Annotated in this window: 4 protein-coding genes; 1 reads left to right on the plus strand and 3 read right to left on the minus strand. The window is 68.5% G+C overall.

Translation table 11 applies throughout. The features are described from left to right. Positions 1-37: 37 nt before the first annotated feature. Positions 38-1,354 carry an FAD-binding oxidoreductase gene (locus AB0N81_RS10805; protein WP_365357430.1) on the minus strand — a complete coding sequence of 439 codons (1,317 nt, stop codon included), beginning with the start codon at positions 1,352-1,354 and terminating at the stop codon, positions 38-40. A 129-nt stretch (positions 1,355-1,483) separates the two neighbouring features. Between AB0N81_RS10805 and purF the strand changes: the two genes are divergently transcribed. Then, positions 1,484-2,887 carry an amidophosphoribosyltransferase gene (purF, locus tag AB0N81_RS10810; protein WP_365357431.1) on the plus strand — a complete coding sequence of 468 codons (1,404 nt, stop codon included), beginning with the start codon at positions 1,484-1,486 and terminating at the stop codon, positions 2,885-2,887. Here the strand turns inward: purF and AB0N81_RS10815 are convergent. Both AB0N81_RS10815 and AB0N81_RS10820 read right to left on the minus strand, forming a co-directional pair. Further along, positions 2,853-3,941, minus strand: a complete 1,089-nt coding sequence (locus AB0N81_RS10815) for a phosphotransferase (RefSeq protein ID WP_365357432.1) — start codon at positions 3,939-3,941, stop codon at positions 2,853-2,855. The genes purF and AB0N81_RS10815 overlap by 35 nt on opposite strands. Then, on the minus strand, positions 3,934-16,542 hold the full coding sequence (locus tag AB0N81_RS10820; protein ID WP_365357433.1) for an amino acid adenylation domain-containing protein: 12,609 nt from the start codon (positions 16,540-16,542) through the stop codon (positions 3,934-3,936). The genes AB0N81_RS10815 and AB0N81_RS10820 overlap by 8 nt, the downstream gene beginning before the upstream one ends. Positions 16,543-16,562: the final 20 nt, after the last annotated feature.

Here is a 16,562-nt window from a genome sequence, read left to right on the forward strand (position 1 = left end):
TGCCCGGGGGGGGCGCCGCGGGCTCACGGCCAGGATGTCAGCAGAGGCCGAAGGGCGGCTGGAGATACTCCGGCCGATCGCGGTCTGCTTCCAGGTAGGTCTGCGCAGCCAGCGGGGCGAACGTCTCCTGCGGCACGGAGGAGTCCCAGCGTTCCCCGAGTACGACGCCGGCGGCGAGCCTGCCGATCTCGTCGGAACCACGGGCACCATGCCCGTTGCCGCCGACGGCGACCGTCAGGCTTTCGTCCTCTTCGACGTGCCCTACATAGGGGTATCGCGAGGGGGTCTTCTCGATGATGCAACAGGCGGCCCGCACAGATTCCGCCTTCAGGTCCGGGATCAGCATCCCCATCATGGAGGTCAGCAACGCCTCCTGTTGGGGCGTCACCCGCTGGTGCGCGTACCAGGAGACCATCTCGTCCACCGTACGCAGCTCCTGGACACAGGGCTGCATCCCCGGGCCGATGCGGGCGTACCAGCGGTCGTCCGGGTAACGGATGGGGGGCAGTAGGTAGATTGACATGTTCTCGTCGCCGGTGTCATCGGGGTCGACGGTCACCACCGGGGGCAGGCCGCGCAGCTGGTCGACCTGGCTGTCGGCAACCTCGAACAGCAGGTTTGGCTCGGCAAACGTACGCAGTGCGAGCCGGCGCGCTTCGGGCAGCACCTGGTTGTGATTGGTGAACGCACCAGTTGCGATGACGACCTTGTCCGCCGCGATACGGGTGCTGCGTCCCTGCTCCTCCACGTCGAGCATCCAGCGGCCGGAGGACGCGTCCTTGGCGACCGACGACACGGCGGCCCGCAGCAGACGGCCGCCGGCGGCCGTGGTCAGGGCAAGCTGCGCTGCCACCAGCCGCCGTGGGTTGAGGCAGCCCGCCTGCTCACGCTCCAGCAGGCCCTCCACACCGCCGGCCAAGGGTGGGAGGCCCAGCTCCGGAAATTGCCGGCACAGCTCCGCGGCCCCGAGCCGTTCCACCGCCACGCCCGTCTCCACGCAGTGCCGCCGGATGGCACTGGTCCGCTGCGCGATCGACTTCGCCAGCAGCACGAGCGATCCCGACTCGTTGAAGAACTCGATGCCCGATTCAGCCTCGATGTCGCGGAATCGAGCAAGTGACTGGGCATCCAAAGCCCCCCATACCTCGTCCCAGCCCAGCCGCCGGGTGATCCGGGCTTCATCGAAGTAGGCACCGAATGCCTGCCGGCTGACGGGCTCGCCGACCGTCGGCTCGGACGGACCGATCACCAGAACGCGGGCGCCCCCACGGCTGAGGTACTTGGCCACCGCCGAACCGAACAACCCGGCCCCAACCACCACGACTTCACACGCCTGCAACTTGGCCTCCCCCATTCGGACATGCCTGTGTCCCGCCGGCGGGACACACAGGGGGCTGGTCTACTCCGCGGTCGATCGGTATGTCCAAGGAAGCAAGGACTGGAGGCCCTGGGTACGCACGGGACGTGGCCTAGGATCGCGGCCATGCCGGACAATGAGAGTGAACTCAGGGAAGCATGCGGGGTATTCGGCGTCTGGGCCCCGGGAACTCCGGTGTCCCACACCGTCTACCTAGGCCTCTTTGCCCTTCAGCACCGCGGGCAGGAGTCCGCCGGGATCGCTGTCAGCGACGGCGCGAAGATCTGGGTCGACAAAGACATGGGGCTGGTATCGACCATTTTCGACGATCATCGGCTGCGCGCCCTGCAGGGGCACTCGGCCATCGGGCATACGCGCTACTCGACCACCGGCGCCAGCAGTTGGATGAACTCCCAGCCGGTCTACCGTGCCGCGGCCGAGCAGCACTTCGCGCTGGCGCACAACGGAAACCTGGTCAATACCGCAGAGTTGGCCCAGGCAGCCGGTATGGCGGTCGATGAGATCGGGAGCGACAGCGATGTGGTCGCCGCCCTACTGGCCAAGGAACTCTCCGCCGACGGCCAGGACCACGGCAGCGACGCGCTGATGCCGTCGTTTCTTCAGGTTCTACGCCGCCTTGAGGGCGCCTACTCATTTGTCATGCTCACCGATCATTTTCTGGTGGGCGCCCGGGACCCGTTGGGCTTCCGCCCACTCTTCCTCGGAAGGCTCCACGACGGCTGGGTGCTGGCGTCGGAGACCCCTGCCCTCGATGTGGTCGGCGCCGAGCTCGTCCGCGAGGTCGAGCCGGGGGAAGTCGTTGTCATCGCCGAAGGGGAGTTGGTCTCCCACCGCCCCTTTTCGGGTGAGGCGGCCACACCCCGGCTCTGTTCCTTCGAGTACGTGTACTTCGCCCGGCCCGATGGATATCTGGGCGGCCAAAACGTCCACCGGGTGCGGCAGCGGATGGGCGAGGCGCTCGCCCGGCAGGCGCCGGCACCCGCCGACTACGTGGTGCCTATTCCCGAGTCGGGCATTCCGGGCGCGCAGGGCTACGCGAAGCAATCAGACCTGCCCTACGTGGACGGCTTCATCAAGAACCGCTACATCGGCCGGACCTTCATCGCTCCCACGCAGGAACTCAGGCGCAATGCTGTCCGAATCAAGCTCAATCCGATCCGCGAGAACATCGAAGGCCGACGACTCGTCGTCGTAGAGGATTCAATTGTCCGGGCAACGACGCTGCGCGAAACGATGCGCATGCTGCGCAGCGCCGGTGCCGCAGAGATCCACTTGCGGGTTCTCTCCCCGCCGTACCGGTGGCCATGTTTCTACGGAATGAACACCACCGACCGATCCCAGCTCATTGCCGCGAACAGGGAGGTGGAGGAAATCCGCACCTACCTGGGCGCGGAATCCCTCGCCTATCTGGACATCGACGCCATGGTGGAAGCCATCAGCCCGGACAGCGCTCCTGGTCTCTGCACGGCCTGCCTTACGGGCGAGTACCCGACACCGCTCCCCAGCTGACTGACGAGGTCAGGGCGCGGTCCACTGCCACCCGCACCCTTGGGGTGAAGCGCGCCAGCTGCGCTTCGTCCATCCCCCGGATGTAGCCCTCGAGTGTGGCCAACATGACGAGCACGGCGAATGGTTGGGCCCGCCGGTAGTCGGCGCGGCACTCAGCCATCGGATAGTCGATGTCGCTGTGCGCCGTCAACGTGGCGTGATACAGGCCGAGTAGTTCGTCATCCCAGCTAGCGCAGGCGGCCGCGTCCACGGAGGACATGAGGAGCAGGGCGATATCGGTGAGCGGGTTCCCCCACATGGTGAATTGCCAGTCGATCAGAAAGGCCCGAAGGCTCCCCGCACTGCTCCCGTGCGCGAAAAGGATGTTGCCCGCCCAGGCGTCGCCGTGGCAGATCGAGACACATGACGTGTCGACGTTCGCCTGGGCCAGCACCCCGGCCACATGGACGTCCCGGATCTGCCCCGCCCGGCTCCCGGCCCCGGGTTCCGGGAGGAGCATCGGCAGCACCCGCCGAAGGTCGTCCAGACCCATTTCCACCGCGGCGACCAGCCCTTCGGAGGCCGCCGTGTAGAGCCACGGGTACGGAGGCGTCAGCGGATCGGCGCCCGTGGCCGCCTGTGCGGCATGCGCGAGGGCGAGGCTCCGGACCGCGGCGGCCGCCTGGGAGCGGTTCAGACCGGCTGCCATCACCTGGGCGAGCTCCTGAGGGGCGCCGAGATCCTCGAGGGCGAGCGCACCCCGGCCGTCCTCGTCGAACTCCGACCAATAGCAGGCCGGCGAGATCTTGGGTGCGTGTGGCCCACGCGCGCCGAGGAGACGGTACGACTGCACCTCGCGCATGGACATGTCGCGCAGAAGAGCCCCCCAGGTGCTGTGCTCGGGTGGCGGCCCTTTGAGGACGAACGAGCGTCCGGCGCAGCTGATCCGGTCCACAGGACCCATCTCGCCCGCCGAAAGAGAGATCGAGCGGACCGTGATCGCTTCGTCGCCGGTCAGCTGCCAGCCGAGGTGGTCGGTGAGCCACCGGTGCCGGATGTCCTTGGCATCAAGCACCGCGGCCGCCCGGCTGAGTGGCCGTCACGTCGGGCCACGGCAGATAGCCTGCGGTGCTGTACCGGTCGAGATAGCGCGGCACCAGTTCGAGCAGCGGAGGGCAGGGTCCGGCCTTCGCCGTCGTGTTGCGCACGTCGAGCCGGGCGCGGCGGAACACCGGCGCGGACGATTCCGTGAACAGCGGCATCAGTGGGTAAAGCGCGTTGCCGTCCTCGTAGCGGAGCTTTTCGAGGTCGGTCAACCATCGGTACAGAGGGACAGTCTCCACGTTGTAGCCTGCGGCGCGAACGGCCGACATGAACTCTTCGTAGGAGACGGGCTCGGGGTGGGTCAGATGGAACGTCCCGCCGGCCCCCTGCCGCAGGGAGAGCTCGACGATCGCGCGCGACACATGGTCCACGGGCGCGAAGTCGATCGTGGCATCCAGCTCAGGGCAACTGCCCAGTTGAATGACGCCCTTGAGGAACCGGGTGAAGAAGTCCCCGAGCTGTCCGCAGCCACCGGTGAGCGCCCCGGTCAGCGCTCCCGGCCGGTAGACGGACGCGCGCAGCCCTGCGGCACGGGCATCCGCGACCAGTTGGTCGGCCACCCACTTGCTCTCCGCGTAGCCACCTCCGTAAAGAGTGTCGGCGTGCGCCAGCGGTTCGTCCTCGTAAATCCGTGACTGCCGCAGGTAGCCGTAGGCATCGAAGACAGCGTCGGACGAGATGTGATGGAACGCCTTTGCTCCACCGTGCGTCGCGAGCCGCAACAGCTCTCGGGTCCCCTCGACATTGGCGGCACTCAGCCTTCCGTACGGCAGAAGCGAGTTGACGTGCGCGCCGCAGTGGTAAATCGACCCTGTCTGCTCGGCCAGGCGCTGCCAGGCGCCTTCAGTCAGCCCGAGCCGCGGCTCGGCCAGGTCGGCCGGGACTCCCGTGAGCCGCGCCCGCGCCTCGGCGTCGAGGCTGTCCAGACCACCCTGTACGGCCAGATTGTCCAGTACCCGCTCCCGCGCCTGCTCTGCGTCGTCGGCCCGTACCAGGCAATGAACGCGCCCGGCGGTACTACGCAGCAGGTCGCGGGTGAGATAGGCGCCCAGGAACCCGGTTGCGCCGCTGAGCAACACGTCCGTGCCTGCGGCGGGCACCCGCGGCACGGTGTAGGCGTCGCCCACGCGAGCGTCCTCGGTGAGCCGTGCGGCCGACGGACGCTTGGCCGATGTGACGGCCTCAACGCTCCTGGTGGGTGCGGTCTTTGGAGGGGCGGGGAAGAACCCGGCGCGGCGCAGTTCCTCGAGGCATTCCTGCGCTGTCCGGGAAATGAGGCGCAGGTCCTCCCGGGTATGGCTGGTGGACAGGAAGCAGACCCTTGTCTCCAGGACATAGATGCCCTTGAGGGCGAGCAGATGGAAGAACAGATCGATGGCCAGAGGAAAGCGCTGCAGGCTGTATTCCCCTTCGCCGATGAAGCGGAAGACGGAGGAGAAGTGCACAATGCGCAGCGGGTAGCCTTCCTCGAGGCAGAAGGCATTGAAGTCGTCGGCCAGCCAGGAAACGCGGTCGGCCAGCTCCGTTTGCAGGCGTTCCCCATCCGTCTTGATGGTGGTCAGGACCGCATGGGCGGCGGCCATGGTGAGCGGGTTCTTGTTGAACGTGCCGCCGAAGAAGGTCGTGGGAACCGTGGGCGCGGAATCGTCGCCGTATGCCCAGCGCCCGCCGTCGACGGTGTCCAGATACGCGGCCCGGCCGGCGACCGCGCCGACGGGCATGCCGCCGCCGAGAATCTTCCCGTAGACGGCGATGTCCGCGTCCACGTCCGCCCACGCCTGCGCGCCGCCTGGATGAAGGCGGAAACCAGTGACCACCTCGTCGAAGATCAGCGCGGTGCCGGCTGCGCGGGTGAGCTCCCGCAGCTCCTTCAGGAACCACTTGGGCTGGAGATCGGGGCGCCTGCTCTGCACCGGTTCGACCAGTACCGCCGCCAGCTCCGGGCCGAGTTCTCGGATGGTGGCCAGGCTCTCGGCGGCGCCGTACTCCAGGACGACGACCTCGTCCATTGCTCCCGTGCTCACGCCTCGGGCCATCGGGATGGAGTTCCGGGGGCCGGCGGGCAGCGCGAGGGTGTGGTCGGACCAACCGTGGTAGGAGCCTTCGAACATGACGAATCGGGTGCGCTTGGTCGCTGCCCGGGCAAAACGCAGGGAGGCCATGACCGCCTCGGTCCCGGAGTTGCAGAAGACCGCCCGGTCCATTCCCGTCAATTCACACAGCAATTCGGCGACACGGCCGGCCCTCTGGTCCTGCGGGCCGATGTGGAAGCCCTGGTGCAGCTGCTCCTTGAGGGCGTCGACGATGAAATCGGGCTGATGGCCGAACAGGTGGACTCCATAGCCCATGGAGATGTCGAGGTAATCGTTCCCGTCGATGTCGCGGAAGCGCGCCCCGGCGGACGACTCAGCCACGATCGGGTACGAGATCTCCTTGCACAGCGGCTGGAACGGCGGCATGCGGCAGTTCGCCATGACGGAACGCTCCCGCTCCGCCGCCGTCTTCGAGCGTGGGGTCCGCGCGGTGAATCTCTCGGTGAGGTCGGAGAGGAAGCGCAGTTGCTCCGCCGTCGGCTGCCCGGCCGGCTGCCGCGCCTGCTCGGATCCGCCCTGCAGCGCACTTGGTTCGGAGCGGACGCCGGACTCCGTCACGGGTGGCGCGGGAGTCGCCGGGATCGCGGCTTCCCCGGCTTGCTGGGCCGGAAGTTGCCCGTATACGAGGGTCACGAGTTCATCCAGCGACCTGGCTTCGTCGAACAACTGCTGGAACGCCAGCACGACCTTGAACCGATCGCGGACGAACTGGCTGACCCTCATGAAGGTCAGCGAGTCCGTTCCCAGGGCATCGAAGTCGGCGTCGGGTTCGAGGTCTTCAGGCACCACCCCCAGCAGGGACGCCAGATGCTCGCGTAGCGCTTCCAGCACGTCGGCTCGGGCTGCCTGCTCGGCGGCCTGATTCGGCATCGGGGGCGTGTGAGTGTTGTTGGGTGTCGCGGGCAGAGCAACCTCCGTGGACGATGGGAACGAAGCCGGCGGGGCTGAAATGCCGGTGGAAACGGCGCTGTTGGGCGGGGCGGAAGGGCCGGACGGCACGAATGAGGTGCCTTTCTGGGCGCCGGTCCACAGCCGTTCGCGCCGGAACGGTTGCGTGGGGAGCACCACCCGGTGCGGTGCCACCTCCCCGTACTGCGTGCGCCAGTCGATGACTTCGCCCGCGCACCAGCGCCGGGCCAGGTCAGCGGCGGCCGACTCCGAGGAGGGCCCCGTGGTGGGCCGGCCTCCCCCTTCGGCCGCTCCCGCCTCGCCTCGGAACACTTGGGGGTCCTCGCCCAGGCTACTGCTCTCCAGCCGGGTACGTAGCTCCGCGATGTCCTGGGCCACGACCGCCAGCCTGCGGGCATGGTGTCTGCGGCCGGACTGCAGCGTCCAGGCAACCCCGGCAGGGTCCTCGTCCCCGCCGAGAGCGGTGATGAAGCGCTGCACGACGAGTGCGAGTTCGTCTTCATCCCTGCCGGTGAGAACGAAGACGAGCCGGCTCGGCCGAGCCGTCGGCGGCGCATGTGCCGACCGGTAGGACTCGAGTACCGCATGGGCATTCGTGCCACTGGCACCGAACGAGCTCACGCCGGCGATCCGCGGAGCGTCCGCCGGCCAGGCGGTTCCTTCGCGCGGGACGGCAAGTCGCAGCGCCTCCCAGTCCACCTCGGGGGTGAGCTCCGTGCAGTGCAGCTGTCGGGGGATGCGTCCATGGCGCAGCGAGAGCACGGTCTTGATCAGCCCGGCAAGACCGGCGGCCTCCTCCAGATGTCCGATGTTGGCCTTGACCGAGCCGACGAGCAGGGGCTCCGGGCGCTCGCCGAGCGCCTCGCCGAGTGCCCGGAGCTCGATCGGGTCACCGAGGCGAGTGCCGGTGCCGTGTGCTTCGACATATCCCACGTCCTTGGCCGCGAGCCGAGCGTCAGCGAGTGCCCGGTTGATCAGCCGGACCTGCGAGCCGCCATTGGGCACGGTCAGTCCGGAGCTCGGACCGTCGTGGTTGACCGCGGTGCCACGGATGACGGCCAGCACGGGATCTCCGTCAGCCACCGCCTGGTCGAGCCCCTTGAGCAGCACCGCAGCACAGCCCTCGCCGCGGCTGTAGCCGTCAGCACCCGCGGCGAACACCTTGGACCGCCCGTCGGGAGCGAGCGCGCGCAATTTGCACAGTTGCACGGTCTCCTCGGGCCCGATCAGCAGCTTCCCCGCTCCGACGACGGCCATGGCGCACTCGCCGTGCCGAATGGCCCGTACCGCGGTGTGCAACGCGACCAGCGACGAGGAACAGGCCGTGGACAGGACCATGCTGGCACCGTGCAATCCGAGCTTGTACGAGATCCGTCCGGCCGCGAAGCTCAGGGTGGTTCCGGTGGCGAGGTAGGGCTCCTCGCCGAGTTGCGCCGCAGCCTGTCTCAGATAGTCGTTGATGAACTCGTCGCCGCCGATGAATACGCCTGTGTCGCTGCCCCGCAGCGTGCCGGGGGCGATGCCGGCACTCTCGATCGCGCTCCAGGCGAGCTCGAGCAGCAGCCGCTGTCGCGGATCCATGCAGGCCGCCTCGCGCGGCGAGATGCCGAAGAACGCCGCGTCGAAGCAGTCGGCGTCGTCGATCAGCGCCGCCCGACGGACGTACATTTTCCCCGGAGCGTCTACTGAGGGGTCGTAGAAGTCAGCAAGCCGCCAGCGCTCGTCCGGGATCTCCTGGGCAGCATCGCGCCCCTCATCGAGCAACGTCCAGAACTCGTCCGGACTCCCGGCACCGGGAAAGCGGCAGGACATGCCGATGATGGCGACGTCTCCGGCGGCGGACAGCTCAGCGGCCGGCGCCGCGGCGGCCTCCTGGACCGGCAGCACGGCCTCGATCTCCACGGCGAACTGCTCCTCCAGATGCCGGACCAGGTCGTTGAGGCAGGAATGCTCGAACGCCAAGGTCGTGGGCAGGTCAAGGCCGAGCTCGTCCTCCAGCTTTCCGCGGAGATCGAGCGCGCCGAGCGAGTCGATACCCAGGTCCTCGAAGCCGGTGTCCGCGTCGATGTCCTGCCCGGCTTCGTCGCCGAGCAGGACGCGGACGCACGCCGCGACGGTGTCACGCACGAGGACGCGGGCCTCGTCCTGCCCAGCAGCACGCAACCGCCGGGTGAACGGCCCTTGCGGCCCGGCGACCGCGGCCGCGTCCTCGGTGGCGGGATGCACAGTCCCCGGGGCCGGGGACAGAGCAGGGGTGTCCATGGCTTCGAGCACCGCGGGGTTCAGGTCCGCGACCACGGCGTGCGGGACCCGGCCGACCAGTGCCGCGAGTGACGCGAGGGCGTGCTGCGGCGCCAGCGGGATCTCGCCGTCGGCCTTGAGAGATTCCTGATGCCGCGTGGAGAGCCGTGTCGTCATGCCGGCTCCGGCCCAGCTTCCCCAGCCCACACTGAGCGCCGGCAGACCGCGTTGCCAGCGATGCCGGGCGAGGGAGTCCAGGAAGGCATTGGCGAAGGCGTAGCTGCCCTGTCCTCCATAGCCGAGCTGAGCGGCCAACGACGAATACAGGACGAAGAAGTCGAGACTGTGGTCCTGAGTGAGTCGGTGCAGATGCCAGGCTCCGGTCACCTTGGGCCGCAGGACGGTGGCCATCCGTTCGTCGGTCTGGCGAAGCAGGATCCCGTCGGCCACCGCTCCCGCGCAGTGGAACACGCCACGCAGTTGCGGTCCGCAGTCGGCCAGTGCCTCCGCGACCCGTGCTTCGTCCGCGACATCGGCCCGCACGACGTCGATCCGTACGCCCGTGGCCAGCAGCGCCTCCCAGGCCGCAGCGTCCTCCGGTGCGGGTTCACCGTGCCTGCTCAGAAGGACGAGCCTGGCCGGTTGCCGGAGAGCGATCTCCTGCGCAAGCAGCAGCCCGAGCCCTCCGGTGCCACCGGTGATCAGGTAGCAGCCGTCCCGGCGGACTGACAGCTGAGGCACCTGTTCCGGTGTGGACAGCTGGTCCGGCGTGGACAGCGGCACCAGGCGCGCTCGGTGGAGCCCGCCATCACGCACCGCCAGCTGGGCGTTGCCGCCGGATACCGTGGAGCCGAGAACTCTCGCCGCCAGTTCAATGTCGGCGTCCCGTGGCTGTACGGGCAACGCCAGCGCACCGCAGCGCAGTTCGGGATGTTCAACCGCCACCGTCCGAGCGAGTGCGGCCAAGCCCCCCTGGGCCAGCTCCCCTTCGGTGGCCGGGACGCCATGCGCGGACTCGGAGCTGACGAACCACAGCCGCACGGCGCCTGACCGCGCGGCGGCGAAGGCGACGAGGTCACGGGCGTCGGCGAGCAACCGCGCGGCGGCGTCCGGGATGTCGTGCGCCTCTTGTGGCCCGGGTGCGAACACGAGGTGCATCGTGTCCGTGCCACGGTCGATCCCCTTAAGCTGCTCGGGCAGGCGTTTTCGCGCGACTGCCTCGACGCGTTCCCCGCCCGCGGCCCGCATGGCGCCGGCCAGCCGCCCCGCGAGCCCGGCGGGTTCGCCAACGAGCGCCCAGCGGCCCGGCATTGGCGACTCCTGGGTAGCTGGGGCCTCGACCGACTCCCAGATGGTTTCGAAAGCCGCGGCCGGTGCGGCGCCTGCGCCTGCGCCTGCCGACTTCGCCGCCGGGAGCGCCGGTTCCACCGGCTGTCGGTCCGGTCGCGGTGCCGCCGATTCGATCCAGTGCCGGCCGCGCTGGAACGGATAACCGGGCAGTGGTACCCGGATACGCGGCGATGCGTGGAACGCAGCCCAGTCCACGTCCGCCCCTGCCTCGTAGAGGCGGCCGAGAGCGGTGATCGCGGCATCGGGGTCCTTGGGACTCAGGCTCGGCAGCCAGAGGGCCTCCGGTGCGGTCACGCAGCTCTTCCCGAGGCCGATGAGCACCGGCTTGGGTCCGAGCTCGACAAAGACATCCGCTCCTTCGGACGCGGCGGTCCGCATGGCGCGGTCGAACCGGATGGTGCCGGTGATGTGCCGCACCCAGTAGTCGGGCGAGTCCAACTCCCCGGGCGCGGCCGGTTCACCGGTGAGATTGGAGATGATCCGCAACTGCGGCGGGCGGTATTGGACAGAGTGGGCGATCTCGCGGTACGGCTCGAGAATCGGGTCCATCAGCGGGGAGTGGAACGCGTGGGATATCCGCATCGGCACACCGTCGACGCCTGCCGCGAGCAGCGCCGCGGAAATGTCCTTCAACGCCGCATGAGGGCCTGAAATCACGGTCATGTCGGGTGCGTTGGCCGCGGCCACCGATACCGCTCCACCGTGTCGGGCCAGATACCGGCGTACGGTGTCCACGTCCGCGTTCACCTGCATCATGCCGCCGGTGCGCGGTAGTTCAGCCATGAGCTTGGCTCGGAGCGCCACAAGTTTCAGCGCGTCCTCGATCCCGAAGACGCCCGCTGTGCAAGCGGCCGCGTACTCCCCGAGGCTGTGGCCGAGCACTAGGTCGGGCCGCACGCCCCAGGACTCCCAGAGCCTGCTCAGCGCGTAGCTCACGGCGAAGACGGCCGGCTGTGCGAGCGCCGTGTCAGCAAGTGCCTCTACGTTGCCCCGGTCGTACAGGGTGGAGATCAGGGACCGGCCGGTCATGGGCCGCAGGATCTCGTCGCACTGCGCCAGCGCTTCACGGAAGACCGGATGACTGTCGTAGAGCGGGCGGCCCATCTCGGCGTACTGCGAGCCGAAGCCGGTGAACAGGAAACAGATCCGCGGCCTGGCGCCGGTGGCGTTGGCGTTGGCCACCAGGCTGTCGAAGCGGGGTTCGGTGGCGAGGGAGGCGAGCCGGGCACGAGCGCTCTCGGCACCGGAGGCCTGGATCGCCAGCCGGGTGCCGAAGTGCCGGCGGCCGGTGGCGGCCGAGAAGCATATGTCCGCCAGGCCCTCGTCGTCCTGCCCCGCCAGCCGCTCGGCATAACCCTGTACGAGGGTGCGCAGCGCCTCCGGCGAGCGAGCGGATATCGGCAGCAGATGCGCGGTCTCGTCCGGGCCACGGGGGGCACCGCGCCTCACGGGTGACTCCTCGAGGACCACATGGCAATTCGTGCCGCCCATGCCGAATGAACTCACTCCGGCCCGGCGTGGCCGCCCGTCGTCCGAGCGCCAGGCGCGCAGCTCCGTGTTCACGAAGAACGGGCTGTCCTCCAGGCCGGCAAGGGGATTGGGCGACCGGAAGTTCAGCGTGGCCGGAATCTGGCGATGATGCAGGCTCAGCACCGTCTTGATGAGGCCGATCACCCCGGCCGCCTCGTCGAGATGACCGATGTTGGTCTTCACCGAGCCGATGGCACAGGCGGCACGGTCCGTCATTCCACCGCGCCGGAAGGCCTCGGTGAGCCCGGCGATCTCGATCGGGTCACCGAGCTTGGTTCCGGTGCCGTGCGCTTCCACGTACGAGATCTCGGCCGACCTGACACCTGCGCTGCGGTGAGCCTGCTGGATGACATCGGCCTGGGCCGCGACGCTGGGCCCGGAGTAGTCCTGCTTGCCCGCGCCGTCATTGTTGACGGCGGAGCCCTTGAGCACGGCGTAGACCTGATCGCCGTCGGCGAGCGCGGCCGACAGCCGCTTGAGCACCACCACTCCCAGGCCGTTGCCGAACACCGTGCCCGCGGCGTCGGAGTCGAAGGCGCGGCAGTGCCCATCGGGTGCGAGCATCATGCCGTCGCGGTAGAGATAACCGGTGTTCTGTGGCGTGATGACAGAGACCCCGCCGGCCAGGGCGACCTCGCAGTCTCCGGCGAGCAGAGCCTGGCGGGCCAGGTGCACGGCGACGAGCGAGGTGGAGCAGGTCGACTGTACGTTGACGCTCGGGCCGCGCAGACCCAGCTTGTACGAAACGCGGGTGGGCAGATGGTCACGGGAGTTGCCCTGCTCGATACGTAGTTCGGTGGCCTCGTCGAAGTGCCGGTGACTGAGGTAGGTCCGGGAGCCGAGTTTCGCGGGCAGCACGTTGTTGATCAGGTAGGTGCTAAGGCTCGCACCGGCGTATACCCCGATGCGGGTCCGCTCCGGACCCGCTCCGGCATCCTCGAGTGCCTGCCATGCGCATTCGAGGAAGAGCCGCTGCTGAGGGTCTATCACGGCCGCCTCGGCGGGACTGTAGCCGAAGAACTCGGCATCGAAGTGGTCGATGTCGTCGATCATGGCGGCGGCCGGGACATAGCCCGCATCCTGCGTCTGATCCCGCTCAAGGCGGAAGACTTCGCTGGTCGAGAGCTTTCCGACAGACTCGACACCCGCGCACAGGTTGGCCCAGAACTCCCCGGTGTCCGCCGCCCCCGGCACGCGGCAGGCCATCCCGACGACGGCGATCTCGCCCCCGGTGGACTCGCCCCGGGTCACATTCGCACGCAGGGCCCGGCCTTCGCCATCACCTGCTTGTCCGCCCTCGTTCGGCTGCTCGGCGAGGAACGTCGCCAGTGCCTCCACGGTGGGGTGCTGGAACAGAGCCACCGCGGGGAGTTCTCTCCCGAGTTCCTGTTCGATCCGCTGATGTGCCCGAACCAGCAGGAGGGAGTCACCCCCGAGATCGAAGAATGTCCTGCGGGTATCGATGTCCTGACGGTCCAGGAGATCGCGCCAGATCCGCACGATGACCCCGGTCGGATCGGCCGTCGGCACCCGCGCGTTCTGTCTCGCCACCGGGTGAGGCTCGGGCAGAGAGCGGACGTCCACCTTGCCGCTCGGGGTGAGGGGCAACGCCTCCAGCATGACCACCGCTCCTGGAATCATGTGCTCCGGCAACCGTTCGGCGAGGCTGCTCCGCAACTGCTCGGGCAGTCGGCCATCATCCTGTCCGGGGTGCGGGACGACATATCCGACCAGGCGTTGCCGCCCGCCCTTCGCCTGTCTGGCTGCGACAACGCATTCGGCGACCGCCGGGTGCCCGGCCAGCGCGGCCTCGACCTCACTCGGCTCCACCCGGTATCCCCGGATCTTCATCTGCCTGTCGGCGCGGCCGAGGCATTCGATCGTGCCGTCCGGGAGATAACGCCCGAGGTCGCCCATGCGGTAGAGACGCTGCCCCTGAGCGGCGAACGGACTCGCGGTGAAGCGCTCCTGCGTCAGCTGCGGGCGCCCGTGGTAACCACGGGCAAGGCAGTCGCCTTCCCCGTAAATCTCACCCACCGCCCCTACCGGCAGCAACTGGCGCTGCTCATCCAGGATGTAGAGGTTCATGTTGTGCACGCTGGCCCGGCCGATCGGGGCGATGGCCGGCCATAGCCTGGGGTCTCCGGACAGGGTGTGCGTGGCGAGGTCGAGGCACTCTGTCGAGCCGTAATGATTACGGATCACACAGCCGGTGCGGCGGGCGAAGTCACGTATTTCGTCAGTCACCCGGAGCACCTCGCCGCCGATGACGAGCTCCCTCAGCGATTCAGGCACTGCGCCGGTCCGCGCTGCCTGCGCCACCTGTTGCAACGAGACGAACGGCAGATACCACTTCTCGATGCGGCGACGGCGCGCGAAATCGAGCATGGCCAAGGGGTTGCGCCGGGTGGGCTCATCCACCTGCACCAGCGTCGCCCCCGTGCACAGCCCGGCCGCGAGTTCATGGAAGGCGACATCGAAGCTGATGGGCGAGTACAGCACGGTACGGAGACCGACGCCGGTCAGCCAGGCCTGCTCATGCCAGGCGACGAGGTTGGCCAGTGCGCCGTGCTCGACGACAACACCCTTGGGCCGGCCGGTTGAGCCGGAGGTGAAGATGCAGTACGCCGCTGCCTCCGCCGCGGGATGGTCCTCGGGGTCTCCCGATTCGTGACAGCGGATGGCACGCTCGTCCGCGTCAAGGCGGACCTGGCGCAGGTCGTGGAACAGCTCGTCCAGTCCGGGGGTGTGCGCCAGCAGCACCCCTGTGGTCACGACGCTGCGAACGTCAGCCTCTTGGAGCATGATGCCGAGACGTTCCTGTGGGTACGCGGCATCGAGGGGCACCACCGCGCAGCCGGCCTTGAGCACGGCGAGCACCGCGACGACCAGATCCGCGGATCTGTCCAGACAGACGCCGACCATGTCCCCCGGTGCGACCCCGAGGGCGCCGAGATGGTGAGCCAGCCTGTTCGCACTCCGATTGAGTTCGGCATAGCTCATGCTCTGGTCGTCATGCTCGACCGCTACAGCGTCGGGACTGCGTGCGACTTGCTCCTCGATCAGCTCATGAACACTGCACCTTCGGTACGTGGTCCGCATGGTGTTCCACCGCTGCTTGACCGCATCCAGGTCGCTCTCGGAGAGATACGGGCTTTCCGCAACGGGTCGTTCCGGCTCATCAAGTGCGGCCGCCAGCAATTGCTCGTAGTGGGCCGCGAACTGGGCGACCAGCTGCGGGTCGTACATCTCGGGCCGATAGTCCCAATCGAGGGCCGGACCATCGGGCAGGCGGCGGATGGTGACGCCCATGTCGCCGTCGATGGCCGCGAACGCGGTTGTGTAGTCCTCCGTGCCGGTCCGGCTCTCGGTCAGTGGGTCGTTCGGCTGCGCCCAGTCGAGTTCGGAGCGGAAGTGCAGTCGGTAGGGCGGCACGAGGCCCGGCTCGTCCGCCCCTTTCAGTTCCCGCGCCAGCTTCTGGAAGGGGTAGTCCCGGTGCGTTTCCGCCTGGCCCAGTCGCTCGGCGGTGTCCTGTACCGCCTCCAGGAAGTTGGCAGGAGCCTGGATCCCCAGGCGTAGCAACGCCGTGTTCTCGTACGGGCCGAGCTGAGGGCCGCTCGGCTGCCGACTACGTGCGGAGAACGAGCAGCCGATGACCGTATCGGCGCCTGCCGCGTACCTGCGCAACAACGCCATGAGCCCGGTCGCCAGCACAGCCGACAGGGAGCATCCGGCACGTTCCGCGAACAGCCGGGACGCTTCCACAAGGCTCGGGGGAAGGACGTGGCGCTGTGTGTCGATCTGCCCGTGTGACGGTGTCGCTCCCTCCTGGGAGACGGGAAAGCCGGCCGGCTCCGGTCTCTCCCCCAGCTCGTTCCGCCAGTACGACCGATGACGTGCCAGCTGTTCCGCACTCAGCTCAGCCTGGCGGGTTGCATGCTCCTGGTACTGACGCGGCGTCCCGGAGGGACCCGCCTGTGCCGTGAGCTCCCGGAGCAACAGCATGAGCGTCTCGTCGTCGGCAACGGCCGCATGGGCGCTCAGCACCGCGACCTGGCGGTGCGGGGACAACCGCACGAGGAGCAGACGCCACAGCGGCGGGGCGGCAAGGGCGAAAGGGCGCCGGACGAACTCCGCGATCAGCAGTCGGACTTGCGGTTCAGGGTCCTGACCGCTGTCCGCAGACACATCTGCGACGACGACCTCCGGCTCGACGCCCTCGTGCACGACCTGCACAAGCCGGCCGCCCTCGACGATCAGTGCGGTGCGCAGGATGTCGTGGCGGTCCAGCGACCGCCGCAGCGACTCGCGCGCGGTCTGAGCGGAGAGTCCCTCCCGCAGCATCACCGCCCGATGAACGTGGAGCGCGGCGTCATCAGGGCCGACTCGGTCCAGGACATAGGCGCGCTCTTGCTCGAACGATGCGGCTGCGTAGGGTCGATCGTGCATGGTTCGGCGGACTGCCTTCC

The sequence above is a fragment of the Streptomyces sp. NPDC093510 genome, assembly GCF_040683555.1.
GTDB lineage: Bacteria > Actinomycetota > Actinomycetes > Streptomycetales > Streptomycetaceae > Streptomyces.

What these genes read in the sequence shown, in the direction of transcription:
- AB0N81_RS10805 (WP_365357430.1), bottom strand. Translation starts at nt 1,354, where the DNA reads ATGGGGGAGGCCAAGTTGCAGGCGTGTGAAGTCGTGGTGGTTGGGGCC.
- purF (WP_365357431.1), top strand. Translation starts at nt 1,484, where the DNA reads ATGCCGGACAATGAGAGTGAACTCAGGGAAGCATGCGGGGTATTCGGC.
- AB0N81_RS10820 (WP_365357433.1), bottom strand. Translation starts at nt 16,542, where the DNA reads ATGCACGATCGACCCTACGCAGCCGCATCGTTCGAGCAAGAGCGCGCC.